The sequence below is a fragment of the Myxococcota bacterium genome (assembly GCA_035498015.1).
Classification (GTDB): domain Bacteria; phylum Myxococcota_A; class UBA9160; order SZUA-336; family SZUA-336; genus VGRW01.
The window spans coordinates 1-26790 of record DATKAO010000193.1 but is presented as its reverse complement, the minus strand read 5'-3'; the positions used below and the strand labels follow the sequence as shown (position 1 = coordinate 26790).

The 26790-nt window shown below is 70.7% G+C and carries 26 protein-coding genes; 14 read left to right on the top strand and 12 right to left on the bottom strand.

The window, feature by feature from the left end; all coding sequences use genetic code 11:
* A partial coding sequence (locus VMR86_17000) for a DUF4239 domain-containing protein (GenBank protein ID HTO08748.1) occupies window positions 1-724 on the bottom strand: 724 nt, incomplete at its 3' end.
* A gap of 24 nt (window positions 725-748) precedes the next feature.
* Between VMR86_17000 and VMR86_16995 the strand changes: the two genes are divergently transcribed.
* Both VMR86_16995 and mtgA read left to right on the top strand, forming a co-directional pair.
* Entirely contained in the window at window positions 749-1555 is an 807-nt protein-coding gene (locus VMR86_16995) for an enoyl-CoA hydratase (GenBank protein ID HTO08747.1), read from the top strand.
* 33 nt (window positions 1556-1588) lie between these two features.
* Window positions 1589-2374, top strand: coding sequence for a monofunctional biosynthetic peptidoglycan transglycosylase (gene mtgA, locus VMR86_16990; protein ID HTO08746.1), 786 nt, complete (start codon window positions 1589-1591; stop codon window positions 2372-2374).
* Here mtgA and VMR86_16985 read toward each other — a convergent pair.
* The 3 genes from VMR86_16985 to VMR86_16975 are packed head-to-tail and all read right to left on the bottom strand — an operon-like array spanning window position 2347 to window position 7200.
* On the bottom strand, window positions 2347-5325 hold the full coding sequence (locus VMR86_16985) for an AAA family ATPase (protein ID HTO08745.1): 2979 nt from the start codon (window positions 5323-5325) through the stop codon (window positions 2347-2349). The two genes, mtgA and VMR86_16985, sit on opposite strands and share 28 nt — an antisense overlap.
* Window positions 5326-5359: 34 nt before the next feature.
* Window positions 5360-6430 carry a class I SAM-dependent methyltransferase gene (locus tag VMR86_16980; protein HTO08744.1) on the bottom strand — a complete coding sequence of 357 codons (1071 nt, stop codon included), beginning with the start codon at window positions 6428-6430 and terminating at the stop codon, window positions 5360-5362.
* Window positions 6430-7200 carry an isoprenylcysteine carboxylmethyltransferase family protein gene (locus tag VMR86_16975; GenBank protein ID HTO08743.1) on the bottom strand — a complete coding sequence of 257 codons (771 nt, stop codon included), beginning with the start codon at window positions 7198-7200 and terminating at the stop codon, window positions 6430-6432. Before VMR86_16975 ends, VMR86_16980 begins: the two co-directional genes overlap by 1 nt.
* Window positions 7201-7340: 140 nt before the next feature.
* On the opposite strand from VMR86_16975, the gene VMR86_16970 reads away from it, so the two are divergent.
* The 5 genes from VMR86_16970 to VMR86_16950 are packed head-to-tail and all read left to right on the top strand — an operon-like array spanning window position 7341 to window position 13232.
* Window positions 7341-9809, top strand: coding sequence for a hypothetical protein (locus tag VMR86_16970; protein HTO08742.1), 2469 nt, complete (start codon window positions 7341-7343; stop codon window positions 9807-9809).
* A gap of 28 nt (window positions 9810-9837) precedes the next feature.
* A complete protein-coding gene (locus VMR86_16965; GenBank protein ID HTO08741.1) occupies window positions 9838-11031 on the top strand; it encodes an acyl-CoA dehydrogenase family protein in 1194 nt (397 codons plus the stop codon).
* A complete protein-coding gene (locus VMR86_16960; GenBank protein ID HTO08740.1) occupies window positions 11031-12116 on the top strand; it encodes a phosphotransferase family protein in 1086 nt (361 codons plus the stop codon). Before VMR86_16965 ends, VMR86_16960 begins: the two co-directional genes overlap by 1 nt.
* Window positions 12117-12125: 9 nt before the next feature.
* Complete coding sequence (locus VMR86_16955; GenBank protein HTO08739.1) at window positions 12126-12767, top strand: class I SAM-dependent methyltransferase; 642 nt, start codon at window positions 12126-12128, stop codon at window positions 12765-12767.
* On the top strand, window positions 12768-13232 hold the full coding sequence (locus tag VMR86_16950; protein HTO08738.1) for a VOC family protein: 465 nt from the start codon (window positions 12768-12770) through the stop codon (window positions 13230-13232).
* Here the strand turns inward: VMR86_16950 and VMR86_16945 are convergent.
* Together VMR86_16945 and VMR86_16940 are read right to left on the bottom strand one after the other, a co-directional pair.
* On the bottom strand, window positions 13229-13588 hold the full coding sequence (locus VMR86_16945) for a signal peptidase I (GenBank protein HTO08737.1): 360 nt from the start codon (window positions 13586-13588) through the stop codon (window positions 13229-13231). The genes VMR86_16950 and VMR86_16945 overlap by 4 nt on opposite strands.
* Window positions 13585-14439 carry a methyltransferase domain-containing protein gene (locus VMR86_16940; GenBank protein HTO08736.1) on the bottom strand — a complete coding sequence of 285 codons (855 nt, stop codon included), beginning with the start codon at window positions 14437-14439 and terminating at the stop codon, window positions 13585-13587. Before VMR86_16940 ends, VMR86_16945 begins: the two co-directional genes overlap by 4 nt.
* 63 nt (window positions 14440-14502) lie before the next feature.
* On the opposite strand from VMR86_16940, the gene VMR86_16935 reads away from it, so the two are divergent.
* Window positions 14503-15231 carry a TetR/AcrR family transcriptional regulator gene (locus tag VMR86_16935; protein ID HTO08735.1) on the top strand — a complete coding sequence of 243 codons (729 nt, stop codon included), beginning with the start codon at window positions 14503-14505 and terminating at the stop codon, window positions 15229-15231.
* The gene (locus VMR86_16930) at window positions 15228-16010 is read left to right on the top strand and encodes a Coq4 family protein (protein HTO08734.1); all 783 of its coding nucleotides are present in this window, start codon (window positions 15228-15230) and stop codon (window positions 16008-16010) included. Before VMR86_16935 ends, VMR86_16930 begins: the two co-directional genes overlap by 4 nt.
* Here the strand turns inward: VMR86_16930 and VMR86_16925 are convergent.
* Window positions 15994-16443 (bottom strand): HIT family protein, encoded by a 450-nt coding sequence (locus VMR86_16925; protein ID HTO08733.1) that lies wholly within the window; start codon window positions 16441-16443, stop codon window positions 15994-15996. The two genes, VMR86_16930 and VMR86_16925, sit on opposite strands and share 17 nt — an antisense overlap.
* Before the next feature lie 31 nt (window positions 16444-16474).
* On the opposite strand from VMR86_16925, the gene rarD reads away from it, so the two are divergent.
* Window positions 16475-17395: an EamA family transporter RarD gene (rarD, locus tag VMR86_16920; protein HTO08732.1), complete on the top strand. Its 921-nt coding sequence runs from the start codon at window positions 16475-16477 to the stop codon at window positions 17393-17395.
* Here the strand turns inward: rarD and VMR86_16915 are convergent.
* Both VMR86_16915 and VMR86_16910 read right to left on the bottom strand, forming a co-directional pair.
* A complete protein-coding gene (locus VMR86_16915) occupies window positions 17343-18251 on the bottom strand; it encodes a DMT family transporter (protein ID HTO08731.1) in 909 nt (302 codons plus the stop codon). The genes rarD and VMR86_16915 overlap by 53 nt on opposite strands.
* 99 nt (window positions 18252-18350) lie before the next feature.
* Entirely contained in the window at window positions 18351-19310 is a 960-nt protein-coding gene (locus VMR86_16910) for an MBL fold metallo-hydrolase (GenBank protein HTO08730.1), read from the bottom strand.
* Window positions 19311-19380: 70 nt separating this feature from the next.
* Between VMR86_16910 and VMR86_16905 the strand changes: the two genes are divergently transcribed.
* On the top strand, window positions 19381-19812 hold the full coding sequence (locus VMR86_16905; protein ID HTO08729.1) for a hypothetical protein: 432 nt from the start codon (window positions 19381-19383) through the stop codon (window positions 19810-19812).
* 2 nt (window positions 19813-19814) lie between these two features.
* Complete coding sequence (locus VMR86_16900; GenBank protein ID HTO08728.1) at window positions 19815-20249, top strand: hypothetical protein; 435 nt, start codon at window positions 19815-19817, stop codon at window positions 20247-20249.
* On the opposite strand, the gene VMR86_16895 is transcribed toward VMR86_16900, so the two are convergent.
* The 3 genes from VMR86_16895 to VMR86_16885 form a co-directional block, all read right to left on the bottom strand.
* Window positions 20250-20939 (bottom strand): FkbM family methyltransferase, encoded by a 690-nt coding sequence (locus VMR86_16895; protein HTO08727.1) that lies wholly within the window; start codon window positions 20937-20939, stop codon window positions 20250-20252.
* 87 nt (window positions 20940-21026) lie between these two features.
* Window positions 21027-22943 carry a DNA topoisomerase IV subunit A gene (locus tag VMR86_16890; protein ID HTO08726.1) on the bottom strand — a complete coding sequence of 639 codons (1917 nt, stop codon included), beginning with the start codon at window positions 22941-22943 and terminating at the stop codon, window positions 21027-21029.
* Window positions 22944-22954: 11 nt separating this feature from the next.
* Complete coding sequence (locus VMR86_16885) at window positions 22955-24796, bottom strand: DNA topoisomerase IV subunit B (GenBank protein ID HTO08725.1); 1842 nt, start codon at window positions 24794-24796, stop codon at window positions 22955-22957.
* Between the two features lie 83 nt (window positions 24797-24879).
* Between VMR86_16885 and VMR86_16880 the strand changes: the two genes are divergently transcribed.
* Together VMR86_16880 and VMR86_16875 are read left to right on the top strand one after the other, a co-directional pair.
* Complete coding sequence (locus VMR86_16880) at window positions 24880-25770, top strand: glutamate--tRNA ligase family protein (GenBank protein ID HTO08724.1); 891 nt, start codon at window positions 24880-24882, stop codon at window positions 25768-25770.
* A gap of 9 nt (window positions 25771-25779) precedes the next feature.
* Window positions 25780-26790: LLM class flavin-dependent oxidoreductase (locus tag VMR86_16875; protein ID HTO08723.1), on the top strand; the 1011-nt coding region annotated here is incomplete at its 3' end.

The following is a 26790-nucleotide window of genomic DNA, read 5'->3' as shown; positions in this document are numbered from 1 at the left end:
CAATCACGCGGATCAGCCCCGCGCGCGGATACTCGAGGTCGATGATCACGTAGCTGGTGATCGCCATGACCAGCGCGAAGCCCAGCGCGTAGCCGAAGCTGAGCTTGCGCGATCCGCTGGTGGCAGCGCCCACCATGCCCGCGCTGATCAAGAGCAGGATGAACAGCAGCACGTAGATCACCGCCGGCGGATGCGTGAGCAGCCCCATGTTGCGCGTGGTGGTGATGTCGAACATCTCGTTCAGCGCGGGCAGCAGGAGGATGCGCGCCTTCTCGCCTTCCGCGGTGAGACAGTCCGCGATCGCGGCCTTCCATATCTCGCCCTGTAGTGTCTCGGCGCGCTGGCGCGCGGACATGGCCGCGAAGACGTCCGGCATCGCCGCGTACATGGCCACGCGCTCGTCCAGATATTTGCGGAACAGCTCGCGCATCGGCGGCTGGGCGGCCGTGGGCAGGAGGTCGATGCGGAGCCATGCCGTGCCGATCGCGTTCGTCTCCAACACCACGAGCTCGCGACGGACGTCCCAGCGCTGCAGCGCGCCCGAGAACGTGAATGCGAGGAACAGCCCCATGACTCCGAACACGGCGGTCTCGATCGCCGTCGCGCCCTCGCGCGCGTGCTCCGGATCGTCCCGCAGCCGCCGCTTGGCGGCGACGCGGCCCAACACCAGACACACCAGGATTCCCCCGAAGATCGCCCCCCCGAACAGCGCCGCACTCAACATCTTCTCCTCAGTATAATCGGCGGCATGTCGCACACCGTTCTCGTCGAGCGCAAAGATGGTATCGCCACCGTCACTCTGAATCGCCCGGACAAGATGAACTCGCTCACCACGGAGCTGCTGGAGGCGCTCACCCGCACCCTGCACGAGGTGGCGGCTGATTCGGACGTCCGGGTCGTGGTGCTCACGGGCGCGGGGGAACGCGCGTTCTCCGCTGGGGCCGACCTGGCGCCGAGCGATGGCCCCAGCCCGGCGGACCGCAACCAGCGCCAGACGCTCGAGCAGTCGTACGACTCACTGAAGCGCCTGCAGGAGTCGTCCTGGCTGCTCCACACCATGCCCAAGCCCACGCTGGCTGCGATCAACGGCGCGGCCGCCGGCGCCTCGCTGTCGATGGCGCTGGCCTGCGACATCCGGGTGGCGAGTGAGACGGCGATCTTCGCCACCGCGTTCGCGCGCATCGGCTTCTCGGGCGACTTCGGCGGCTCGTACTTCCTGACCAAGCTCGTCGGCTCGGCCAAGGCGCGCGAGCTGTATCTGTTGAACGAGCGCATCGACGCCGCCGAGGCGCTGCGCATCGGTCTCTTGTACCGCGTGTTCCCCGCCAAGTCGTTCCGCGCCGAGGTCGACGAGCTGGCGCGGCGCATCGCCGGCGGCCCGCCGCTCTCGTACCGCTACATGAAGCGCCACCTCAACCTGGCCGAGCACGGTCACCTGCGCGACGTGCTCGATCTCGAGGCCGAGGCCATGATGTACACCGGCCGCAGCGAGGATTTCCGCGCCGGCGTCGAAGGCTTCCTGAAGAAGGAAAAGGTGCGCTTCACGGGCAGATAGCGCCCCCGTCGCGGATTCCGTACACACCGCCGCGTGAGGAGCGCGGCGACGACCGGCCGGCGCAGGCGTGGAAACCGCCGCGTGCGCGCGCGCGGCACGCGCAATCGCGTGCTGCTCTCGCATCCGGCCGCGCGCATGGCGGCGCGCGTGCTGACACTGTTCTTTGTCGGGTCGGTCGCGTCGGTGCTGGTCATGCGCTGGGTGCGTCCGGTCACCACGGCCTTCATGGTCGAGGCGCGGCTGCAAGCGCTGTTCACGGGCGACCACGAGTACTCGACCGACTACCGCTGGGTGCCCTACCGCGAGATCTCGCCCCAGCTGCCGATCGCGGTGGTCGCGGCCGAGGATCAGAAGTTCCCGATCCACGCCGGCTTCGACTTCGACGCGATCGCCGACGCGATCGAGGACCAGGCCGACGGCGGGCCGTCGCGGGGCGCGAGCACGATCAGTCAGCAGGTCGCGAAGAACCTGTTCCTGTGGCCGGGCCGCAGCTGGGTGCGCAAGGGCGTCGAGGCGTACTTCACGGTGCTGCTCGAGACACTCTGGCCCAAACGCCGCATCCTCGAGGTGTATCTCAACACGGCCGAGTTCGGGAAGGGCGTGTTCGGCGTGGGTGCCGCCGCCGAGCGCTTCTTCGACGAGTCTCCGTCGCGCCTCGACCGCGAGCAGGCCGCGCGCCTGGCGGCGGTGCTGCCGGCGCCGCGCAAGCTGCACGCCGACCGGCCGTCGGACTACGTGCGCGCGCGCACGGAGAAGATCGCGCTCGAGGCCGCGCGCCTGGGCGGGCCGAGCTACCTGCGCGCGCTCTCGTTCGAGTAGCTTTGGATCCCGGCGAGCCCGAGCTCGCGGGCGGTGCGTTCGGCCTCGATCAAAAGCGCCCGGGCGCGGCGTGGCTCGCGGGGCTCGAGACAGTGCGCGAAGCGGGCCGCGATGCGCGCCTCGCTGGGCCGCGCACCCAGGCGCCGCGCGTCCTCGAGTGACTCCGCGTAGAGCCCGACGGCCTCGTCGCGGTCGCCCAGCGTCTCGGCCAGCCGGGCCAGCGCGAAGCGTACCGGGCCGCCGTACATGACCGCGACCGGAAAGGCGCCGTGCTGGTGCTCCACGGGCGAGAGCCAGGCGCGGAGTGACTTCGCGCGCGCCGCGTCGTCGAGGTCGGCGCACAGGTGTGCGAGCTCGACGAACGTGCCGGTCCAGCGCAGGTTGCGCGGCACGTCGGCGAAGTCCGAGGCCGCCAGGTCTTCGAACAAGGAGCGCGCGTCGGCCTCGCGCCCCAGCGCGAAGCGCGCGCGTGCCACGACGGCGCGGGTCCAGTGGAACGGGCCGACCCGCGCGCCGATGCCAGGCTCGAAGGCGGCCAAGAGCGCGGCGTCGTCGCCGCGCTCGCGCGCGATCAGCGCGCGCTGGCCGGCGAACACGCCTGCCGCGTAGGGATGCTCGACGCGCCGGCCGAAGCCGAGTGTGTCCTGCGCGAGCGCGGCCGCGTCGTCGAAGCGGCCCTCCAGCGCGGCGATGCCCGTGTCGTAGACGCCCTCGTGCCAGCGCATCATCGGCGCCGGACGTTCGCCCGCGACCTGGCCCGCGCGGGCGCGCAGCGCGCGCGCCCCGGCGGGGTCGCCCAGCATCACCCGGTCGCTCGCCAGGTCGACGAGCGCGATCAGCGCGCGATCGCGGCTGTGCGAGTCGAGCGCGGCGCGCACGATCTCCTCGCCCAGCTCGGCGCGCTCGGCCGTGTGATCGGGCCCGCCGAGCGAGAAATGCAGCACGTAGAGCGCGTCCTGGAGTGACTCGGGATCGCCCAGCTTGCGCGCCAGCTCGACCCCCAGCCGCGCGATCGTCTGCGCAGTCTCGTGCGCGCTGCGGATCTCGTGGTAGGCGAGCCGGGTCAGCAGGCGCGCGCGCGCGACGCTGGGCTCGTCCCCGATCACGCCGAGCGCGTCCTTCACCGCGGCGCGCGCCTCCTCGTCGCGCGCGCTCCAGTCCTGGAGGTCGGTCAGCGCGATCGCGGCGCGCGCCTGGTCCTGGGCGCGACCGTGCGTTCGGGCCAGCTCGATGGCCTGCGCGAGCACCTCGCGCCGGCGGGCGCGGTCACCCGACAGCCGGCAGGTCTCGCCCAGCTCGAGCAGCACGCCGATCCGGTCCTCGGGCGCGAGCGGGCGCACGTGGGGCAGCGCCGCGACGGCGTCCTCGTAGTGTCTCACCGCCTGCTCCCACGCGCCGAGCCGCGCGGCACGGGCCGCGGCTGCGCGCGAGTACTCGAGCGCGCGCGGCGGCTCCCCCACGGCCAGCGCGCGGTGGTGATGGTGCGCGAGCTCGGCGATCACCGGCTCGAGGTCGCCCGCGTGCTCGCGCTCGAGCCGCCGCGCCGCGCGCAGGTGCAGGCGCACGCGCTCGCCGGCGGCCAGGCCGGCGTAGGCGGCCTCGCGGTACAGCGCGTGCGTGAAGCGCCAGCTCGCCGCGGCATCGGGCGAGGCCTCGAGCACGCCCGCGCGCGTGGCCTCGTCGCACAGGTCGAGTGACTCGTCGCGTTCGAGCTGCGCCAGCTCGGCGGCGGCGGCGAGCGTGAACTCGCGCCCCAGCACCGAGCCGCTCGCCACGAGCAGCCCCGCGCTCTGCGAGAGCGAGTCGAGCGCGCGGCGGATCAGGTCGAGCGCGCGGCCGGGCAGCGCCATGCCCGCGCGCGGCACGCGCTCCGGCGCGTCGAGCGCGCCGCGCTCGCCGAGCAGCCGGATCGCCTCGCGCAGGAACAGCGGCACGCCTTCCGTGCGCGCGAACAGCTCCGAGATCAGGTCGGTCGGCGCAGGTCGGCCCAACACGCGGTCGAGCCACAGCGCGACCTCGCGCCGCGAGAAGCCGCCGAGCGCGAGCTCGAGCGTGCGCTCGTGCTGGCGCAGCGCGGCCAGCGTGCGGTCGAGCGGGTGACCGCGCTCGCGGAAGCCCTCGCGCACCGTCGCGATCACCACCAGCGACTCCCGCCCTGCCTCGAACGCCAGGTGCTCGAGCAGGCGCAGCGACGGTGCGTCGGCCCACTGCAGGTCCTCGAGCGCGATCACCAGCGGGCGGGCGCGCGCGGCGGCCGCCAGCAACCGCGTCACCGCGTCGAACAACAGGAAGCGCTCGGGGCCGTGCGCGCCGGCCAGCTCGGGCACGAGCCGGGCCAGCTCGCTCGAGTCACTGCCGGTGAGCTGGCGCAGCACCTGCACCCAGAGCCAGAACGGGGGCACGCCGTCGTCGGAGTGACTGCGCGCGAGCAGCACGCGCGCGCCGCGCGCCGCCACGCCGTCCGTGAAGTGCTCGATCAGCCGGGTCTTGCCGATGCCTGCGGTCCCCAGCACCAGCGCCACCGCGCCGTGCCCCTCGAGCGCCTCGGCGAACGCGCGCTCGAGCCGCGCCAGCGCGTCTTCGCGCCCGACGAACACGCGCGCGGGACCGGGTGTGGCCGCGAGCGCGGGCGCGGCCCCGGCGTCGAGCGCCACCACCTCGCCCGCGAAGCGGTAGCCGCGGCGAGACACGCTGCGGATCAGCGCGCCGCGGTTCGTGTCGCCGATCGCGCGCCGCGCGTGCGAGATCGCGCGCGTGAGCGACGCGGGGCCGACCCGGGTGTCGGGCCAGAGTGAGTCGAGCAGCTCGCGCGCCGGCACCACGCGTCCGCGCTCGCGCACCAGGAGCATCAGCAGGGCCAGCGGCTTGGGCTGGATCTCGACCGCGGCGCCGCGATGGCGCAGCTCTCCCGCGTCCTCGTCGAGCTCGTATTCCCCGAAGCGGTGCCGCATCGCTCGCCGAGCTTAGGCGAGCGCGGGCCCGGAGTCACTTGCGGGCCACGTAGTACAGGTTCACCCGGTCGCGCGGCAGCCGCCGCAGCACCACCCGGCCGAAGCCCGCCGCTTCCAGCATGGCCAGCGCGCGTTCGGAGCCCCACATGAGCCCCAGGCCCTCGCCGCCCTCGGCGAGTGAGACGGTGAGCCCGTGCAGGCACGACACCGTGTAGAGGAACGGCGAGAGCGGGTTGGCGGAATCCTCGTCGACACGGCTGGTTGCCGCGACCTCTTGCATGAGAAACACGCCATCCGGTCGCAGCGCTTGCGCGATCCCGCGCAGCACGGCCTCGGGCCGGGTCTGGTCGTGGATGGCGTAGAAGGCGGTCACCAGGTCGAACGCCTCGCGCTGTTCGAGCTCGCCGGGGTCGCGCACGGCGAAGCGCACGTTCCCGAGCCGCAGGTCGCGCGCCTCGGCGCGCGCGCCCTCGATCGCGTCGACCGAGAGGTCATAGCCGGTGAAGCGGCTCCTGGGGAACTCACCGGCCAGGAGGTTCAGCGCGCGGCCGCTGCCGCAGGCGACATCGAGCGCGTCGATGCCGCGCGCCAGCGCGTCGGGCAGACCGGGCACGAGCGGCAGGATGTCCTCGACGAGCTGCCCCACGACCACGCGGTCGCTCTCCTCCTCCTTCACCGCGCGGAAGCGCGGGTTCGCCAGATACGAGACATTTCCGCCGCGCTCGAAACACTCGAGCACCCGGTCCTCGACCGACGCCAGCAGGGGGATCCACTGGAAGGTCGCGGCCAGGTTGTCCGGCTCCGCCTCGCGCGTGAGCAGCGCGGCGTGCTCGGGCGGCAGGCTGTAGTGACTCCGCGCCGGGTCGTATTCCACCACGGCGCTGGTCACCATGGCGCCGAGCCACTCGCGCACGTAGCGCTCGTCGAGCCCCGCCTCGTCCGCGATGCGCCGGGAAGTCGCGGGCGGCAGCCGGCTCATGACGTCGAACAGCCCCGTGCGGTGGCCGAGCGACGTCATGAGCGCGACTGCAGCGCCGTTGAGCGCGCCGAGCAGCTTGGCCCCGAAGCCTTGGAGTTTCTCCGGGTCGAGCTCCGGCGCAGCCATCAGCGGGCCTCTCGGGGGATGGGCCCGGACTCGGAGCTCCGGCCGATGCGCGGCACGAATGCAGGGGTCGCGCTGCGCCAGCGCTCGTACGGCTCGCCGAGCTGCGCGGCGAGATCTCGCTCCTCGAACGGAATCGCAATCAGGATGTAGGCGGTGAAGAAGCTCGCGTACAAGAGGTGACCCACGCTGAACACGGGGGCGGCCCAGAACGAGATGATCCAGCCGAGATACAGCGGGTGGCGGATCAGCTTGTACAGGGTGGGCGTCTTGAAACGCTTTTCGGTGTAGACCCGACCCATCGCGCGCAGCACCACCTGGCGCAGGCCGAACAGGTCGAAGTGGTCGATCAGGAACGAGGAGTAGAGCACGATCCCGTAGCCGGCCAGATACAGCGCCAGCGCCGCGCCCCACAGCGGGCCGCCGAGCTCGTAGATCGGCGTCGGGATCGGCTGCCAGAAGTACATGAGCGCGGCCAGCACCGCGGTCGAGGCCAGCACGTAGGTGCTGCGCTCGATCGAGGCCGGCAGCAGGCGCGTCCACGCGCGCTTGAAGCCCGGGCGCGCCATCACGCTGTGCTGCACGCCGAACAGCGCCAGCAGGAAGCCGTTCACGACCACGGCGAGCCCCATCGGGCCGGGCACGCCGGAGTCGATCGTCTTGGGCACGGCGAAATTGCCCACGAAGGCGACCAGGTACAGGAAGGTCACGAAGAAGAGCGCGTAGCTGACCACCCCGTACACCAGGGCGGCGGTTCGACGAAGCGGTTCCATGACTCGTTCTCCTCTGAAAGGGTTGCAATGGGCGGCAAACCTACGAAGGGAACGGGTTTCAAACCTTACCGGCCTCGAACCGTTTCCGGATCTCTCGCGTGCCACAATGCGCCCGGGCACCGGCAGGGAGGAGTGGGCGAATGCGCTGGATCCATGGGCTCGTGGTGTGCGCAGCGCTCGGCGCGGCCGTGGCGTGCAAGTCTCCTTCCCCTGCGCAGCCTCTCGAGTCACCCTCCGCGGCGGCGCCCCAGCCCGCGAGCGCGGACCCCTGGCCGCGCCAGCTTCCCTTCGGCGACGGCTCGCTCGTGGTGTATCAGCCGCAGGTCGAGAGCTGGCAGGGCAACCAGATCCAGTTCCGCGCGGCCGTCGCCTTCCGCTCGGCGAGCGGCGATGCGCAGCACTACGGCGTGATCTGGGCCAGCGCGCGCACCGACGTGAACCGCGAGCTCCGCCAGGTCACGCTGAGCGATCTCGCGCTCACCCGCAGCAGCTTCCCGGGCGTGTCGGACGACGGCGCGGACTATCTCGCGGTCCTGCGCCAGGAGCTGCCGTTGCAGTCCCGGACGGTGTCGCTCGATCGGCTCGTGGCGTCGCTCTCGGCGAACACGTCCGCGTCGGCGCAGGGCGCGCCGGTGAAGAACGACGTGCCCCGCATCCTGGTGAGTCAGGTGCCGGCGATCCTGATCCCGGTGGACGGCAAGCCCGTGATGCGGGCGGTCGAGGGGCAGAGCCTGGAGCGCGTGATCAACACCCGAGCGCTGATCGCGCGCGTTCCCGGCGGCACGACTTACTACCTGCACGTGTACGACGGCTGGCTCTCGGCGGCCTCGCTCGACGGCCCCTGGCAGGCCGCCGCGGCGGCGCCGTCCGGCCTGGATGCGACGGCCGAGAGCCTGGGGAAGGAGGGCCTGGTCGACCTGCTCGACGGCGGCCGCGCCGACCCCAAGCCGTCGCTCGCTAACGGTGCTCCGGTCATCTACCTGAGTCAGGTCCCGAGCGAGCTGATCGTGCTCAAGGGTCCGCCCGAGACCACGCCGATTCCCGACACGGTGCTGCGCTGGTGCACGAACACCGCCTCGGACCTGATCTTCGACGAGGCGCACGCCAGCTACTACCTGCTCGTGTCCGGCCGCTGGTACCGGGCGGCCTCACTCGACGGCCCGTGGACCTACGTCGCGAGCGGCGACCTGCCGGGTGACTTCCGGAAGATCCCCCCCGAGTCTCCAGCGGGCGTCGTGCTCGCGTCGATCGCCGGCACGCCGCAGGCCCGCGAGGCGGCGATCGAGAACTCGATCCCGAACACCGGCACGATCTCGAGCGACGATCCGCCGCGTTTCGACGCCAGCTACGACGGCGAGCCGCGCTTCGCGCCGATCGCCGGCACGCCGCTGCAGTACGCCGTCAACTCACCGGCGCCCGTGATCCTCGTCGACCCTCACAGCTACTACGCACTGCGCGCCGGGGTCTGGTTCGCCGCGACCGGATCGTTCGGCCCGTGGGTCGTCGCGCGCAGCGTGCCGGCGGTGATCTACGCCATCCCCACGAGCTCCGCGCTGCACTACGTCACCTATGTGCACATCTACGGCGCGACCGACACGGAGATCTACACCGGCTACACCCCCGGGTATCTCGGGACGGTCGTGGAGCCCGACGGCGTGGTCGTCTACGGCACGGGCTACGCCTACCAGCCCTGGGTCGGGACGGTCTACTACCCGCCCCCGGTGACTTACGGGATCGCCGCGGTGCCCGTGTACGGCCCCGCGACCGGCTGGACCTACGGCTACGGCATGGGTCTGGCGACGGCCGCGGTCGTCGACTCCTGGGCCAGCCCCTACGCCTACTCCGCCGCATATCACGGCTACCCGTGCTGCGGCTCCGCCAGCGCCAACGTCTACGGTCAGTACGGCAACGTGAAGACCACCGGCACCACCACCTGGGCCACGACCTCGAACGGCACCATCGGGCAGAGCTCGGGCGGCACCTACCACAACCAGGCGACGGGCACGACCGGCAATTACAACGCGAACCGCAGCTACAACCCCTACACCGGGCAGGGCCAGCGCAGCTACAGCCGGTCGATCGACACGCCGGGCGGCGACACCGGCGACGTGTCTCGCAAGCAGACCTACAACGCGGCCACGGGAGCCGAGAGCTATTCGGGCTCCGAGTCCTACACGGGCCAGAAGGGCAACGAGGTGAGCCACAGCGAGAGTGTCTCGAGCCAGCCCGGAGAGCGGCCCTCGGTCGAGAGCTCGTCGTCGGTCACCAGCGCCCGCACCGGTCAGACGTACACGAGCCCCGGGGCCAACGATCACTACGCCGGGTCGGACGGCTCGGTGTACCGCCGCAACGGCGATGGCTGGCAGAGCAACTCCGGAGGCGGCTGGCAGGACTCACACGGCGACAACTCCTGGGCCAACCGCGAGGAGGCCGCACGCGGCGAAGGCGAGAATCGGGTCAACGGCATGCAGAACGCGGGCGGCGAGCGCGGCGGGGGCGAGGGCCACTGGGGCGACCACGACGGTGGTGGCGGCTTCGGCGACCGCTACGGCGGACGCGGCGGAGGCGGCTTCGGGGGCGGGCGTGGAGGTGGCGGCCGCCGCCGTTGAGCGCGCGCGGCGGAGGTACAATCCCGGCATGGACTTCACGTTCTCGCCAGCCGAGCTCGAGTACCGCGACCGCGCGCGCGCCTGGATCCGCGCGCACGTCCCCGCTTGGTGGAAGGACAAGGAAGGCGACGAGTTCGAGACCGAGGACTCGGTCTTCGACGGCACGCGCCGCTGGCACCAGGAGCTCTACGACGCGGGCTACGTGGGAGTCACCTGGCCCAAGGAGTACGGCGGCCAGGGCCGCACGCACGTGGAGAATGCGCTGCTCCAGGAGGAGCTCGTGCTCTCGGGCGCACCGCCGACCATCAACGGGCTCGGCATCGGTCTGTGCGGCCCGGCGATCGTCCACCACGGCAGCGAGGCGCAGAAGAAGCGCTTCCTGCGCCCGATGCTGCGCGCCGAGGAAATGTGGTGTCAGGGTTACTCGGAGCCGGGCGCCGGCTCCGACCTCGCGAACCTGCGCACCACGGCCGAGCTGCGCGGCGACCAGTATGTGGTGAACGGGCAGAAGATCTGGACGAGTCAGGCGCACCGCGCCGACTGGATCTTCTGTCTGGTGCGCACCGATCCGAAGGCCGACAAGCACGAGGGCATCGGATTCCTGCTGATCGACATGAAGACACCGGGCATCGAGGTCGCGCCGCTGGTGCAGATGACCGGGAACCGCGGCTTCTCGCAGTGTTTCTTCAAGGACGTGGTGGTGCCGGCCGAGAACCTGATCGGCAAGCCGACCCAGGGCTGGCAGATCGCGAACACCGTGCTCGGCTACGAGCGCGGTGCCTCGACTCTGTCGCGCTACGCGGGCTACCGGCGCGAGTTCGACCAGGTGGTAGCGAGCGCGCGCACGGCGCGCCGCGGCGGCCGGGCGGCCACGCAGGACCGACTCACGCGCCAGCGGCTCGCGCAGGCGTTCCTGGAGCTCGAGGTGCTGCGGCTGAACTCGCTGCGCTCGCTGACCGCGCTCGCCAACGGCCACAAGCCCGGCTCCGAGGCCAGCCTGCAGAAGCTCTACTACTCCGAGATGGGCCAGCGGCTCGCCACGCTCGGCAACGACCTGACCGGCGCATTCGGCCAGCTGCGCGGTGACTCGCCGCGCGCGCCCGAGGGCGGCCGCGCTGCGCAGCGCGAGCTGCAGTCGCGTGCGCCCACCATCTTTGCGGGCACGAGCGAGATCCAGCGCAACATCATCGCCGAGCGCGTGCTCGGGCTGCCGCGCCGCTAGTGCCGACCGCCTGGCAGCGCGACCTGGCCCAGGCACGCGCGGGCCTGGAGCGCTGGCTGCGCGCGAAGCTGCCCGGCGCCGGCGAGCTGCGGCTCTCGGAGCTTTCGGCGCCACAGGCCTCGGGCTTCTCGAACGAGACACTCCTGTTCGACCTGGACTGGACCGAGGGCGGACGGCGGCGCAGCGAGTCACTCGTGGTGCGCATCCAGCCCACGGGCTTCGCGGTGTTTCCCGAGTACGACATGCGCGTGCAGTTCGATTCGATGCGCCTCCTGGGCGCGGCGGGCATCCCGGTGCCGCGCGTGCTGTGGCTCGAGGCGGAAGACCAGAGCGTGTTCGGCGCGCCGTTCTACGTGATGGCCAAGGTCGAGGGCCGCGCCGCCACGGACCGGCCGCTCTACACCATGGAAGGCTGGCTCAAGGACCTGCCGCCCGCCGACCAGGCGCGCGTGTGGTGGGGCGGAATCGAGTCGATGGCCGCCATTCACAACCTGGACTGGCGCGCGCTCGGCTTCGGCTTCGTGGACAAGCCCGAGCTCGGCCACAGCGGGCTCGAGCAGCAGCTCGCCTACTACGAGCGCTACCTGCGCTGGGCCGCGCGCGGCAAGCCGCAGCCCACCGCCGAGGCCGCCTGGCAGTGGCTGCAGGAGAACAAGCCCCACGACGAGCCCGACTCACTGGTCTGGGGCGACGCGCGCATCGGCAACATCTTGTTCGAGCCCGACGGCACGAAGGTCCAGGCGGTGCTCGACTGGGAGATGGTCACGCACGGCAACGGAGAGGAGGACCTGGCCTGGGCGATCTTCCTCGACCGCCACCACAGCGAGGGCATCGGCGTGCCGCGCCTGCCCGGCTTCCCGAGCTACGAAGAGACCATCGCGCGCTACGAACAGCTCACCGGCCGCAAGACGCGCTGGCAGAAGTTCTACTCCGTGTTCGCGGGCTTCCGCTTCGCGGTGATCATGAGCCGGATCGCGCAGCAGATGGTGCACTACGGGGTCATGCCCGCCGACTCGACGTTCGAGACCAACAACACGGTGACTCAGCTCCTGGCGAAAGACCTCGGCCTGCCCGCGCCGAGCTAGTGAGAGCGGATGGCGCAGTCACACCGACACTTCGTTCCCGCGGCCGGCGCCGACTGGCTGCTGCCGTTCTACGATCCGTTCACGCGGCTCCTGGGCACGCGCGGCGCGCAGCAGGAGCTGGTCACTCAGGCCCGGCTCGCGCCCGGACAGCGCGTGCTCGACCTGGGCTGCGGCACGGGCGCGCTCTCGCTCGTGGCCAAGCGCCTGGAGCCCGCGATCGAGCTGGTGGCGCTCGACCCCGACGAGAAGGCCCTGGCCCGGGCCGAGCGGAAAGCGGCGCAGGCCGGCGTCGCGATCGCGTTCGAGCAGGGCTTCGGCGACTCACTGCCGTTCCCCGACGCGAGCTTCGAGCGCGTGATCTCGTCGTTCGTGTTCCACCACTTCGAGAGCGCCGAGAAGCCGGCCGTGCTGCGCGAGCTGCGGCGCGTGCTGCGCGCGGGCGGGTCACTGCACGTAGTCGACTTCGCAGGCACGGGTCACGGTCTGGGTGCCCTGCTCGCGAAGCTGGTCCACCGCGAGCAGAGCCTGCGCTCGAACGCCGAGGACGGCCTGGCGCGGCTCATGCGCGAAGCCGGCTTTCGCGAGGCCGCGCAGGTCGGCGCGCGCGGGTCGCTGCTCGGCGAGCTCGGCTACTACTGCGCGCGCGTGTGAGTGAGCTGCCGTGATCGCGGGCGCCCGCTACGCGCACACGAACCTGATCGCCGTCGACTGGCGCGCGCTCGCGGCCTTCTACGGCGAGGTGTTCGGCTGCGTGCTCGTGCCGCCCGAGCGCGACCTCGCGGGCCGGGACCTGGAAGCGGGCACCGGCGTCGCCGGCGCGACGCTGCGCGGCGTGCACCTGCGCCTGCCGGGTCACGGCGAGCGCGGGCCGACGCTCGAGATCTACAGCTACGGCGCCCACACCGACCCGGCCGGCGCGCCGTGAACCGGCCCGGCCTGGCGCACCTGGCGTTCGAGGTCGACGACGTGCCTGCGGCGCGGCGCGAGGTGCTGGCGCGCGGCGGCTCGGCGCTGGGCGAGGTGGTCACGCTCTCGTACGCGAGCGGCGCGCGCGTCACCTGGTGCTACGTGACCGACCCCGAAGGCAACGCGATCGAGCTCCAGTCCTGGCGCTAGCTCGGGCGCGAGGGCCAGCGGATCGTCATCACCAGTGACTCCTCGATGGCGCGGAACGAGTGCGCGATGCCGGGTCCGAATGCCACGAAGTCGCCCTCCCGCTCGAGCACGACCTCCTCGCCGGGGAAGAGCACGGCGAAGCGGCCGCGGATCAGGAGGTTCAGCGTGCGCACCGGGCCCGGCGGCGACCACTCGGGCCGGGTCTCGCCCGCGGCGTGCGTGGTCCACTTCACCTCGACGTCCCGGCTGTGCAGCGGCTCGTCGCCCGGCACGAAGTGACCGAGAAACCAACCGCGGTAGTCCCGCGCCACGACCGCTGCGTTGCCGCTGAAGGGTGCGCCCGGAGCTCGTTTCATTCGTGCCTCGCTGGATGTGCGAGGCAGAACCCCGCGCCGTGAAGGGCGCAGCTCGAGTCCTCGCGATGGGGTTGGCGCCGCAGCGGCAACGCCCCGGAGGGTCGAGCTGCGAAGAGTCGACGCAGCTGTGACTCTCCGTATTCGCTGCGCGCGCCCGCGCAGTGGAACACCCCGACGGGTCCCTGGAATTCGGCGCGGTCGCCGTCGGCGTCCCGCCGCACCAGCAGCATGAAGCCGACGCCCAGGTTCGGCTGGCCGATGCCCACGGTGAGCGGCAGGAGCAGCCGCCCGCCGGGCAGGAGTGAGTCGAGCCAGGCGGGCAGGATCTCGGTGGCGCCCGCATTCACGAAGATCGCGTCGAAGCTCTGGCCGGTGAGACTGGCGCCGTCGCCTGAGACGATCTCCACGTCGTCGCGGCCGGCCAGGTTGTGGCGCGCGCGCTCGGCCAGGCTCGGGTCGAGCTCCACGCCCAGCGCCCGCCCGCCAGGCCGCAGGGCTTCGGCCGCGATCGCCGTGTAGTAGCCCACGCCGCAGCCCACGTGCAGGAAGCGCTCACCCGCGCGGAGCTCGAGTGAGTCGAGCCAGCGCAACAGCGCCGCCGGCTCGCCGTTGTTGAGCCGTCGCTCCGCGTCGAGCGCGACCAGCACGTTGTCGTAGAGCTCCGCCGGGTCCGAGGTCTCGCGGTAGCCGCGCCCCAGGTCGGCGACCGTGAGCAAGCGCCACGGGGGCGGGCCGAGGAACTCCTCGCGCGGGACCCGTGACAGCCCCCGCAGCAGGGCCGGCGAGCGCAGACCCGCGAGCGCGCGGATCCGCTCGGCGTAGCCGTCGCGGGCGCGCGCGAGCTTCTCCATGCGCCGAGCCTAGCCGAAAGCCAATCTTGGACTCGAGTCCAAATTCCGTTAGACTCGGGTCCAATGATTTCCGGGCCCCGCGCGCAGAGCAAGAGCCGGCAGCGCGAGCGGATCCTCGACGCGGCCCGCTCGCTGTTCGCCGAGCGCGGCGTCGAGCCGGTCACGATGGCCGACGTGGCGCTCTCGGCCGGGGTGGCCCGCGCCACGGTCTTCAACTACTTCGCATCGAAGTACGCGCTGGTCGAGGCGATCACCGACGACGTGGTCGCGTACTTCCAGGGCATGCTCGAGAATGCGCTCGCCGACCGGGTGACTCCCACGCCCGCGATCGTGCGCGCGCTGTTCTCCCACATGGGTGCGGGCATCGAGGCCTACCGGGGCTTCTATCGCGGCGTGTTCCGCGAGATCGCGCGCATCAGCGTCGGCCTCGACGAGGGGCTGGCCGCGCGGCGCACGCGGGAAGTCACTTCGGCCCAGCTCGTGCGGCTCATGGAGCGTGGGCTCGCGCGCGGCGACCTGCGGCCAGTGGCGCCGGCCGTGGACCTGGCGCGCGCGTTCGAGAGCCTGAGCAACGGCACGATCATCGGCTGGCTGTACGACGAGCAGAGTGACTCGCTGCGCCAGCGCATGGAGCGCGCCGCCGAGATCTTCCTCGCGCCCGTGGCGGCCTCCCGCTTCGCCGGACGGCCGCGCCGCCTGGTCGCGCTCGCCGCGCCGCCCCAGGACCCCACCGGCGACACCCCCGGGAAGCGCGCGCGGCGGGCGCCGCGCCGCGCCAAGGAGACGAAGTGACTGCCATTCCGTTCCGTTCCCCACAGGCGAGCCGGATGCGCTGGCGCACGGCGCTGGGCGCCCTGCAGGCGCTGCTGCGCGACCCCGACGACACGGCGCGCGCGGTCGACGTGATCCTGGCGATCGGCGGGCGCGACTTCGAGCGCACGCTGCGCCGCTTCGCGGCCAGCCCCGCCGGGCGCGCGCTGCTCGCCGAGCAGCCCTCGCTCGCGGCGGCGCTCTCCGACCAGGCGGCGCTCGCGCGCTTGTCCCCCGACAGCCTCGGGCGCGCGTATCTCGACTATCTCGCCGACACGGGCTTCCGCACCACGGGTCTCATCGACCTGCAGCACGAGACGCGCCGGCGCTGGCAGGCGCAGCACGGCCTGCCACCGCTCGATCCGGTGCGCAACTGGTTCGCCGACCGGATCGGGCTCGTGCACGACCTGGCCCACGTGGTCACGGGCTACGGCACCGACGATCTCGGCGAAGCCACGCTCCTGGCGTTCAGCCAGGGTCAGAGCGGTGGCCGGGCCAACGCCCTGCTCACCGCGGGCGCGTTCTTCGAGGTCTTCCGCTCGCGCGGGCGGCCCTGGCTCCGCTACGTGACGCGCGCCTATCGGCGCGGCCGGCGCGCCGAGTCACTCGTGGCGCTGCCCTGGGAGGAGATGCTGCCCATGCGCCTGTCCACGGTGCGACGGCTCGCCGGGCTCGGTCAGCCGGAGGAAGCGCACCCCGGCGGGATCTGGCGCGGCCAGCGCTTCCACAAGACCGGACGTCAAGTCACTGAGTCGGCTTGAGCTGCTGGCGCACGCGCTCGGACAGCGCGGCGACCTCCGTGCGCCCCCCGCGCGGCGCCCCCGGCCACTCGCCCAGGCGCATGGCCCAGTACTCGCGCGGCGTGCCCGGATAGCGCGGCGCGAGCCACAGGTGCAGGTGCGGCACGTGCGCGCCCAGCACGAACAGGTACACGTGCTCGGCGCCCTCGCTCGTGCGCAGCGCGGCGGCGAGCCGGCTCGCCAGCCAGCCCACGCGCTCGGCCTCGGGCCGGGTCAGGTCACCGAAGCCCTCGACGCAGCGCCTGGGCTCCACGAACAGCGTGCCCAGATACACGTCCGCTCCGGAGTCCGGCATGGCCATGTGACTGGCGTAGACCAGGTCGTCCTGGTAGATCGCCCCGCCGGGAATGTCGACCTCCCCGCGGTGCTTCCGGCATACGAAGCAGTCCGACACCTCGACAGGATAGGATGCATTCCAGCGCGTGATGAAGAGCGAGCCGGACGGACGATGGGCGGGCGCCGGCTATGCCGTGGCCGCATACGGCTGGTGGGGCCTCGCGCCCGCCTACTGGAAGCTCTTGTCCGACGTGCCGTCGCTCGAGGTCGTGGCCAGCCGGGTGGTGTGGTCACTCGTGTTCACGGTGCCGCTCGTGTTGGGGCTCGGGCGCGCAGGCGAGCTGCGCGAGGTCCTGGGCGACCGGAAGCGCCGGCTCGCCCTGTGCGGCTCCGGCGCGCTGATCGCCGTGAACTGGGGGATCTTCATCTGGGCGGTGCAGGTGGGCAGGATCGTCGAGGCGAGCTTCGGCTACTTCCTGAATCCTCTGGTCAGCATCGCCCTGGGCGTGGTCTTCCTGGGTGAGCACATGAAGCGCTCGCAGCTCGCGGCACTGGGGCTGGCGGCGGCGGGCGTGGGGGTGCTGGGCGCCGGGACCGGCGCTGCGCCGTGGATCCCGCTGGCGCTCGCCGGCTCCTTCTCGCTGTACGGGCTGCTGCGCAAGCTGACTCGCGTCTCGTCCCTGGTGGGACTCACGATCGAGACGGCGCTGATCGCGCCGGGGGCGCTGGCGTTCCTGGGTTGGGGCGCTGCGCACGGGCAGAGTCACATTCTGGGCGGTGAGTCGCGCACGTCGCTCCTGCTGGCGCTCTCCGGCGTGGTGACGGCGTTCCCGCTCATGTGGTTCGCGCGCGCGGCGCGGCGCCTGCCGCTGTCGACGCTCGGCTTCATCCAGTATCTCGCGCCCACGCTCTCGGCGGTGCTCGCGGTCGCGTTCTACGGCGAATCGTTCGGCGAGGCGCGCGCGGTCGCGCTGCTGCTGATCTGGACGGGGATCGCGGTCTTCTCGCTCGACTCCGCTAGAGCGCCGCGGCGCGCGATTCCGGAGCCGATCGCAGTGCCTCCAAAGTGACTCCCGCCAGGATCAGCCCCGCGCCCAGGAGCGCGAGCGGGCCGACCGGCTCGGAGAGCAGCGCGCGCGCCGCCAGGAGCCCGATCAGCGGCTGAACGAAGATGAACGCCGCCATGGTGCCCGCGCTGATCGAGCGCAGCGCCCAGTTCCATGCCAGCGGCCCGATCGCGTTGGAGGTCAGCGCGAGGAGCGTGAGCCAGCCGAGCTCGGGCAGCGCGCGCCCCAGGTCGATCGGCTCGCCCACGGCCAGCACGAGCAGGAGCGGGATCGACAGCACGAGCGCCCAGAGCGACACGCGGCCAGGATCATGGCGCTCGAGCAGCGGCTTGGCCGCCAGCGTGTAGATCGCCCAGGAGAGGTGACCCGCCGCAATCAGCGCGTCGCCGAGCGGGTCGCCGAGCTCCGGGCGCACGCCGCCCTGGGCCACGATGCACAGCGCTCCCACCGTGCCCAGACTCACCGCGAGCAGCCGCCAGGAAGTGAGTCGCTCGCGCAAGAACACCGCCCCGCCGATCAGGATGCCGATCGGCTCGAGCGGCGAGAGCAGCGCGCCGTTGGTGCCGCTCGAGCGCGCGATGCCGTGGGCCAGAAGAACCTGCGGCAGCGCGAACCCCGCCCACGACACGGTGAACAAGAGCAGCCAGTCGCGCCGCGAGAAGGGCCGTCGCGGCAGTGCCGCCGGGTCACTCGAGCGCACGAGCTTCGAGAGCGCGAACAGCACGCCCACGCCGATCAGCTGGCGCGCGGCCACCATGCTCCACGGCCCGAGCCCGACGAGCGCGAGCTTGGTGAGAATGGGCGTGATTCCGCCGCAGGTCTGCGCCAGGACCACGGCGAACAACACGGCAGGCGACATCCGCGCGAGCTTACCGGACCAGCGAGCCGAGCGAGGGCCGCCCTGAGCGAGGCGTGCAAGCGGCGGAGCCGCGCGCAGTGAGCCGCAGGCGAACGTAGTCTATAAGGAGGGAATGCCGGAAGCTTGCAAGGCCAGGAGATCGTGCGCGACCAGCACCGTGGCGCCGTGGTCGCGCTCCAGCTCCTGCAGGAAGCGGCGCAGCGTGTCGAGGCGCTGGGTCGCCTCGGGCACGAGCAGCACGCTGTACATGCGCGGCTTGGGCACGTTGTGGCGGATGCCGTCGATGTTGTTCGCGATGTCGCCGGCCAGGATCCAGGTCTTCACCGAGTCACCCGTGCGCACGTGTGCCACGAACACCTGCGAGCCGGGCGTGTGGCCGGCCGCCGCGAAGAACGAGAGACCCGGGAAGCCGCGGATGCCGAGCAGCGGCCCGCCTTCGACCGTGCGCTGGTCGAGACACTTCGCCGCGTCGAGCAGGCGCAGCCCCGGTCGCGTGGTGTAGTTCGACTCTTCGCTCCACAGCCGCCCGAGATACACCGGGATCGGACCCGGGTGCAGCCGGCACAGCTCGGTCACTCCTTCGGTGTGATCGGTGTGCTCGTGCGTGAACGAGATACCGCCCACGCGCTCGAGCGCGGCGCCGAGCTTCTCGGCGATCGAGCCGTGGGTCTGCATGGGGCTCGCGCCGATCAACAGCTCGCTCGGCCGGCCGAAGTCCTTCGCCGCCGCGGGGTCCATGCCCAGGTCGACCAGGAAGATGCGGCCGTCCGCCCACTCGAGCACGAACGACGGCAGCCCCAGCACGTAGGGCGCGGTCGGATTCGGGTCGAGCTTGGCCTCGAGCACCGCGCTGCGCGGGACCTTCTGATCGGCCGTGTTCCAGTACGAGAGCTTGACCGGCAGGTCGGCCGTGGGATCGAAGTCCATCACGTCTTCGGCCGAGGGCAACGGCGGTGCGATGCGCACGATGGCACGTTTCGCGAGGAACAGGCCGATCGCGACATACAGGACGGCCGCGAGCACCAGTGACACGAGGCCCAGAACGATACGGCGCAACATTTCGCGCCCGAGTGTAGCCCCACGGCGCGCGCTCCGAATAGTCGACAGACTCGCGCGACGGGAGGTGGCGATGGCCGGCTTGACGCTGGTGTACCAGGACGACGCAGTCCGGATCTACTGGCACGAGGAACACGCGTACTACATGTCCGACTGGCAGCCGGTGTTCCGCAAGGGAGCCGACCTGCGCCGGGCCTACCAGGCGTGCGTCGACGCCGCGAAGACGCGCCGCGGCGCCTTCTGGCTGATCGACTCCAGCAAGTTCACGGTGGTCGACCAGGCCGACGTGAAATGGATCGAGGAGACCTTCTGGCCCGAGTTCGTGCGCGCGGGCGCGACCTACGCGGCGGTGATTCCCCCGCAGAAGGAAGTCTCGAAGATGTCCGCGAGCCGCTCGGCCAAGAAGGCGATCCAGAAGGGCGGCTTCGAGGTGACCGTACACGCGAGCCGCGCCGAGGCCGAGGCGGCCCTGCTCGAGCGGCGCGGGAAGCACGGAGGCGACTGACCATGGCCGGACTCACGCTCGTGTATCAGGACGACATCGTGCGGATCCACTGGAACGAGGACCACCAGTACTACCTGTCCGAGTGGCTCCCGGTGTTCCGCAAGGGCGCCGACCTGCGCCGTGCCTATCAGGCCTGCATCGACGCCGCGAAGGCGCGTCCCGGCGCGCTGTGGCTCGCCGACGCGAGCAAGTTCGCGGTGATCGATCCGGGCGACGTGAAGTGGATCGAGGGCTGGTTCTGGCCCGAGTTCATCCGCGCCGGCGCCGTCTACGAGGCCGCGGTCGCGCCCGAGAAAGAGGTCTCGAAGATGTCGGCCAACCGCTCGGTGGAGAAGATGCTGAAGAGCGGCGGCTTCGAGATCAGCGTGCACACGAATCGCTCCGAGGCCGAGAAGGCCCTGATCGCCTGGCGCAAGAAGCACCGGCCCGACGCGTGACTACGCCGCGCGCTTGTTCGTGAGCAACAGGTCGAGATAGCGGACCACGCCGGCGCGGTCGGTGCCGGCGTGCAGCACGCTCTCGAGCACGAAGTCGCTCGCGTCCATGAGCTGGAGGAGATCGAGGAAGCGGTAGCTGCCCGCGAAGCGGCGCTGCACCGAGGTCTCTGCGACCACGAAGCGCGTCTCGCGCAGCGTGCTCTCCGCGCCGCGCAGGATCTCGAGCTCGTAGCCTTCCGCGTCGATCTTCAGCCCGAAGGGGGGCCGCAGCGAGTGACGCTCGACCAGCGCGTCGAGCGTCGTCACAGGCACGCGGCGGCGTTCGATCCGGCCGCCCGTGCGCGTGAGCTCGGTGCGCGCGAGCGCCGAGCTGCGCGTCGGTGCGTCGAGCTCGACGTTGAGCTCCAAGGTCCCGGAGCCGGCGCCGAGCGCGGTGAGCGTGTAGCTCCCTGGGCGCTGCGTGAGAATTCTCTTGATTGCCGCCTCGTACTCCGCGACCGGGTCCACCAGGAACAGCTCGGCCTTCGGCGCAGTGGCGTAGAACTCCGGCGTGCCCCAGGCGCAGCCCACGTCGATCAGCGTCGAAACGCCGCTCGCGGCGCGCCCCACGCGCCAGCCCGCAGGCCGCGCGCGAGTGAGTCGCACGCCGAGCGGCCGAAGCACGCGGTTGACGAGCTCTGCCGCTGACATGGGGCGAGGCTAGCGCACGACCCCAGTCAGTGAATGTGACGAAACGCCCGTGTCTCTCACTTTCGAGACACGAGAACGTGTTTCAGGTCACAACTCGGGCGGAAGGTGCTTCACGCGCGCGACGGGCTTGGGCGCGAGCTTCTGCCCGCGCGCGGGAATGCCCGCGAACTCGAGCTCGCCCAGGTCGAAATCGGACTCCTTCTGGCGCTGCCGCTTCTGCGCGACGAACTGGAAGTGGACCTTGCCGAAAGGGCCGTCGCCCTCGAGCAAGAGGTCGATCTTCCCCTTGTCGTCCTTGAAGAAGCGGTACTCCTTGTCGTGGATGAACGACTCGATGTGCACGCGCTTGCCGTAGGCGTTGCGCTCGGCGTCGCGGTACACGAGCGTGAAGTCCTTGCCTTTCTCGGGCTCGAACACGCCGACATACAGCACCTTTCGCGGCAGGAGCACCTTCTTGGGTGGTGCCATGATGCGGTAGGTGCCGTCGCTCGAGACCGCGAGCACGCGGTCGTACTCGGTGACTTGCAGCGCGTGCTCCGAGCCGCGCACGTCGGAGCCGAAGAAGCCGGACTCCTCGTCGTAGGACAGCTTGATGTTGGCCGTGGCGACGGCCTTCTTGTCGACCTCTTCGATCGACGTGATCTTCGTGCGCCGCTTGTACTGCTCGCCGTACTTCTCGAGCAGTGACTCGAGCCAGGCGATCACGGTCTTGGTCAGCTGCTTCAGCTTCTTGCGCGTGGCCTCGAGCTCGCCCTCCACGCCCGCGAGCTCTTCCTTGTGCTTCTCGATGTCGTAGGCCGAGATGCGCCGGATGCGGATCTCGAGCAGCCGCTTCACGTCGTCTTCGACCATGGGCCGGACGAACTGGCGCTTGAACTCTGCCATGCCGGTCATGACCGCGTCGTTCACCCGCTCCTCGGTCTTGGCGGTCTCGATCTTCTTGTAGACGCGGTTCTCGATGAAGATGCGCTCGAGGGTGAGCCAGTGCTGGCGGTCGACGAGCTTGGTCTCTTCGTGCTCGAGCTCGGCCTTGATCTGCTTCTTGAGCCGCTCGGTGGCGTCCTCGAGCACCTCGGCGGTGGTCATCTCCACCGGCTTCTCGTCCCGGATCACGAGCAGCGACGACTGCAGCGAGACTTCGCAGTCGGTGTAGGCGTAGAGCTGCGGAATCACTTCCTCGGCGTACACGCCGCGCGCCAGCGACAGCTCGATCTCGACCTTGTCGGTGGTGAAGTCCTCGATGCCGCTGATCTTGACGCGACCCTTCTGCGCCGCGGTCTCGATCGACGCGATGAGTGACTCGGTGGTGGTGCTCCACGGGATCTCGCGGATCACGACCGTCTTGTCGCCCTTGGCCTCGATGCGCGCGCGGACCTTCACCTTGCCGCGGCCCTTGTCGTACTCCGACACGTCCATCAGGCCGCCGCTCTGGAAGTCGGGGTAGAGCCGGTAGCGCTCGCCCTGCAGGATGGCGATCTGCCCGCGCAGCAGCTCCACGAAGTTGTGGGGCAGGATGCGCGTGGCCATGCCGACGGCGATGCCCTCCACGCCCAGCATCAGCACCACGGGCAGCTTCGCGGGCAGGAACACCGGCTCGAGCCGGCGGCCGTCGTAGCTCGGCGAGTACTCGGTCAGGTTCGGGTTGAAAAGCGTGTCGCGCGCGAGCGGAGTGAGTCGACACTCGATGTAGCGCGGCGCCGCAGCCTCGTGACCCGTGACCGGGTTCCCGAAGTTGCCCTGTCGCTCGATGAAGTAGTCCTTGGTCGCCAACACGACGAGCGCGTCGCCGATCGACGCGTCGCCGTGTGGGTGCAGCTTCATGGTCTCGCCGATGACGTTCGCGACCTTGTGGAACAGGCCGTCGTCCATCTCGTACAGCGTGTGCAGGATGCGCCGCTGCACCGGCTTGCAGCCGTCGCGCAGGTCGGGCAGCGCGCGGTCGAGGATGGTGTAGCTCGCGTACTCCAGGAAGTTCCGCTTCATCAGCGGTGCGAGGTTCGACATGACGCGCCCCCTCAGCTCACGTCGAGGACGAGATTCTCGACGATGTAGTCACGCCGTGCGGGCGTGTTCTTGCCCATGCAGAACTCGAGGCTGGAAGACACTTCGTGCTGGTTGGCGATCGATACCGGCACGAGCCGCATGTCGGCGCCGATGAACTGGCCGAACTCGTTGGGCGAGATCTCGCCCAGGCCCTTGAAGCGAGTCACTTCCGCGCCCTTGATGTCTTCCATGGCGCGGTCGCGCTCCTTCTCGCTGTAGCAGTAGCGGGTGTCCTTCTTGTTGCGCACGCGGAACAGCGGCGTCTCGAGGATGTACAGGTGGCCCTTCTGCACCAGCTCCTCGAAGTAGCGCAGGAAGTAGGTCATGAGGAGATTCCGGATGTGCATGCCGTCGACGTCGGCGTCGGTGGCGATCACCACGCGGTTGTAGCGCAGCCCGTCGAGGCCGTCCTCGATGCCGAGCGCGCGCATCACGTTGTACAGCTCCTCGTTCTTGTACACCGCGTCGCGCTGCAGGCCGTAGGTGTTGAGCGGCTTGCCCTTCAGCGTGTAGATCGCCTGCGTGTGCACGTCGCGTGAGCTGATCATCGGCCCGCCGGCCGAGTTGCCCTCGCACAGGAAGATGGTCGACTCCTCGCGCCGCGCGTCGAGCAGCTCGTTGTAGTGCGCCTTGCAGTCGACGAGCTTCGGAATGCGGATCGCGACCGACTTCGCGCGCTCGCGCGCCTGCTTCTTGATCGCCGACAGCTCCTTGCGCAGTCTCTCGTTGGCCTTGATCTTCTCGATCAGCGCCTCGGCCGCCTGCGTGTTGCGGTGCAGCCAGAGGATCACCTGCTCCTTCACTTCCTTGGTGATCCACGGCTTCACGTCGGTCGAGCCGAGCTTGTTCTTGGTCTGTGACTCGAAGACGGGGTCCTGGATCTTCACCGCCACGGCACCGACCAGGCCGTCGCGCACGTCTTCGCCCGCGAAGTCCTTGCCGGCGAACTCGTTCACCCCGCGCAGCAGACCCTCCCGGAACGCGGCCTGATGCGTGCCGCCGTCGTTCGTGAACTGGCCGTTCACGAAGCTGAAGTAGTTCTCGCCGTACTGGTGCGTGTGGGTGAACGCGAACTCGAGCCGATCGAGCTTGCAGTGCAGGATCTCGTAGACCGCCGGCTCCTCGCCGATCTCCTTGGCCAGGAGGTCCGCGAGCCCGCCGGCGCTCTTGAAGGTCTTGCCGTTGTAGCTGAGCGCGAGCCCGGTGTTGAGATAGGCGTAGTACCAGAGCCGGTCGCCGATCAGCTCGTCGTTCCAGTGAGTCGTCTTGAAGATGACGGGGTCGGGCGTGAAGCGCACCAGCGTGCCGTCCGGCTCGTCGGCGCCCTTGCCCTGCTTGTCCGACGTGAGCTTGCCCTGCTTGAAGCTGGCGCGGCGGAACTTGCCCTCGCGCCACGAAGTCACTTCGAAGCTCGCCGAGAGCGCGTTCACGGCCTTGGTGCCCACGCCGTTCAGGCCGACCGAGAACTGGAACACGTCGTCGTTGTACTTGCCGCCGGTGTTGATCTGCGAGACACACTCGACGACCTTGCCCAGCGGGATACCCCGGCCGAAGTCGCGCACCGAGACCGTGTCGCCTTCGCGCACGATCTCGATCTTCTTGCCGTGACCCATGATGAACTCGTCGACCGAGTTGTCGATCACTTCCTTGAGCATCACGTAGACGCCGTCGGCGGGGTGCGTGCCATCGCCGATCCGGCCGATGTACATGCCCGTGCGCAGGCGAATGTGCTCGAGCGCGTCCAACGTCTGGATCGTGCTCTCGTCGTACGCTACGGGCTTGCGCCCACCCTTGCGGTCGCCGTCGGCGGCCATCGTCTCTCCTCGGGGGTGGCTGGACGATCGAAGACCGCGGGCGATGCGTCAAGGACGCCGCGCACCTGGTCTAAGATTCTCCTGTGACTCGCTGCCGCTTCGCGCCGACGACTTCGGGCCCGGCCCACCCCGGAACGCTGCTGGCGGGGCTCCTGGCCTGGCTCGACGCGCGCTCCCGTGGCGCGCGCTTCACGCTGCGGCTCGAGGACGTCGACCCGGAGCGCTGCACGCCCGAGTCGGCCGAGGACATGCGCGCCGCCCTGCGCTGGTTCGGCCTGGACTGGGACGCCGAGGAGCTCCAGAGTCACCACCGGCCCGCGCACGAAGCGGCGCTCGACCGCCTGGCCGCGGCGGGCCTCTTGTACCCGTGCGCGTGCAGCCGCAGTGAGATCGCACGCGCGGGCACGCGCGCCGCGGACGGCGGCTGGCGCTACACCGAGCGCTGCCGCGAGAAGTCACTCCCGGCCGGAGGCTGGCGCGCGGCCGACGCGACGCTGCGCTTCCGCGTGCCGGACGGGCGCGTGGAGCTGCGCGACGAGAGCGGCCTCGACCTCTCGCAGGACGTGCGGCGCGAGATGGGCGACCCGGTGCTGCGCCGGCGCGACGGCGCGATCGCCTATCACCTGGCCGCGGTCGTGGACGACGGGCGGGGCGGCATCAGCCGCATCGTGCGCGGGCGGGACCTCGCGAGCGCGAGCGCGACTCACGTGCTCCTGCAGCGCGCGCTCGATCTGCCGACCCCGAGCTATCGCCACCACTTCCTGTTTCTCGAGCGCTCGGGCGAGAAGCTCGCCAAGCTGCACGGCGCGGTCGGGTGGCGCGAGCTGTCGGCCGAGGCGTCGGCCGTCGACCTGCGCGCGCAGATCGCCGGCTTCGCGGGCCTCGACCTCGCACGCCCGTTCGACTGGAGCGCGGTGCGCAGCGACGACCTCGTGCTCGAGTGGCGGGACCGGCGTCTCCGCGCGGCGGGGTAAGCTCGCGCCATGAGACCCACGCTGCGCTTCGGTGTCGCCTACGACTTCCGCAACCCGCCCGACTCCGGGATCCCGAACCCATTGCTCTACGCCCAGACGCTCGAGCAGGTCGCGCTCGCCGACCAGCTCGGCTTCGACCTGGTGTGGCTCACCGAGCACCACTTCGTGGACGACGGGTATCTGCCCTCGTTCACGGCCGTCGCGGGCGCGTTCGCTGCGCGCACTTCGCGCATCCGCATCTCGACCGACGTGGTGCTCGCGCCCTTCCACCATCCGCTGAAGCTCGCCGAGGACCTGTGCGTGCTCGACAACCTGTCCGGCGGGCGCATGGAGCTGGGCGTGGGCATGGGCTACGCGCCGCACGAGTTCCGCGCGTTCGGCATTCCGCAGGCCGAGCGAGTGTCTCGCACCGAGGAAGCCGTACAGATCCTGAAGCAGGCGCTGGTCGGCGAGCCCGTGCGTTTCCAGGGCAAGCGCTTCCGGATCGACGGCGTGCCCGTGTTTCCCAGACCCGCGCAGCCCGGCGGGATTCCGCTCTGGCTCGCGGCGCAGAGCGAGGCGGGCGCGCTGCGCGCCGCGCGCTTCGGCGTGAACCTCTTGCCGCAGGGCAGCGCAGCGCAGACGATCGAGCCCTGGCGGCGCGAGCTGCGCGCTCGGGGCGCCGACCCAGACGCCCGGCGCATCGGCATCATCCGCTCCTGGCTCGTGACCGACGACCCGGAGCGCGACTGGCCCCCGTTCCGCGCCGCCGAGAGATACCGGATGGTCCACTATGGAAACTGGGCGAGCGAGTCACGCGAGAAGGTCGCCGCCTTCAACGACCCGGGACGCATTCCCCAGACCTACATGACGGGAAACGCGGAGAAGTGCGCCGAGCAGGTCGTCGAGTTCGTGCAGAAGTTCGGAGTCACCGACCTCGTGGGCTGGGCCGCCCCGCCCGGAATCCTGCCGGAGCGCACCCACGGGAACCTGGAGCGCTTCGCGCGTGAAGTGATTCCGCGCGTGCGCGCGCGCTTCGCG

Coding starts and splice junctions, on each gene's coding strand:
- VMR86_16965 (HTO08741.1), top strand. CDS start 9,838: ATGGACTTCACGTTCTCGCCAGCCGAGCTCGAGTACCGCGACCGCGCG.
- VMR86_16955 (HTO08739.1), top strand. CDS start 12,126: ATGGCGCAGTCACACCGACACTTCGTTCCCGCGGCCGGCGCCGACTGG.
- VMR86_16895 (HTO08727.1), bottom strand. CDS start 20,939: ATGTCAGCGGCAGAGCTCGTCAACCGCGTGCTTCGGCCGCTCGGCGTG.
- VMR86_16915 (HTO08731.1), bottom strand. CDS start 18,251: ATGTCGCCTGCCGTGTTGTTCGCCGTGGTCCTGGCGCAGACCTGCGGC.
- VMR86_16985 (HTO08745.1), bottom strand. CDS start 5,325: ATGCGGCACCGCTTCGGGGAATACGAGCTCGACGAGGACGCGGGAGAG.
- VMR86_16890 (HTO08726.1), bottom strand. CDS start 22,943: ATGTCGAACCTCGCACCGCTGATGAAGCGGAACTTCCTGGAGTACGCG.
- VMR86_16885 (HTO08725.1), bottom strand. CDS start 24,796: ATGGCCGCCGACGGCGACCGCAAGGGTGGGCGCAAGCCCGTAGCGTAC.
- rarD (HTO08732.1), top strand. CDS start 16,475: ATGAAGAGCGAGCCGGACGGACGATGGGCGGGCGCCGGCTATGCCGTG.
- VMR86_16995 (HTO08747.1), top strand. CDS start 749: ATGTCGCACACCGTTCTCGTCGAGCGCAAAGATGGTATCGCCACCGTC.
- VMR86_16900 (HTO08728.1), top strand. CDS start 19,815: ATGGCCGGACTCACGCTCGTGTATCAGGACGACATCGTGCGGATCCAC.
- VMR86_16905 (HTO08729.1), top strand. CDS start 19,381: ATGGCCGGCTTGACGCTGGTGTACCAGGACGACGCAGTCCGGATCTAC.
- VMR86_16970 (HTO08742.1), top strand. CDS start 7,341: ATGCGCTGGATCCATGGGCTCGTGGTGTGCGCAGCGCTCGGCGCGGCC.
- VMR86_16935 (HTO08735.1), top strand. CDS start 14,503: ATGATTTCCGGGCCCCGCGCGCAGAGCAAGAGCCGGCAGCGCGAGCGG.
- VMR86_16980 (HTO08744.1), bottom strand. CDS start 6,430: ATGGCTGCGCCGGAGCTCGACCCGGAGAAACTCCAAGGCTTCGGGGCC.
- VMR86_16975 (HTO08743.1), bottom strand. CDS start 7,200: ATGGAACCGCTTCGTCGAACCGCCGCCCTGGTGTACGGGGTGGTCAGC.
- VMR86_16910 (HTO08730.1), bottom strand. CDS start 19,310: ATGTTGCGCCGTATCGTTCTGGGCCTCGTGTCACTGGTGCTCGCGGCC.
- VMR86_16940 (HTO08736.1), bottom strand. CDS start 14,439: ATGGAGAAGCTCGCGCGCGCCCGCGACGGCTACGCCGAGCGGATCCGC.
- VMR86_16945 (HTO08737.1), bottom strand. CDS start 13,588: ATGAAACGAGCTCCGGGCGCACCCTTCAGCGGCAACGCAGCGGTCGTG.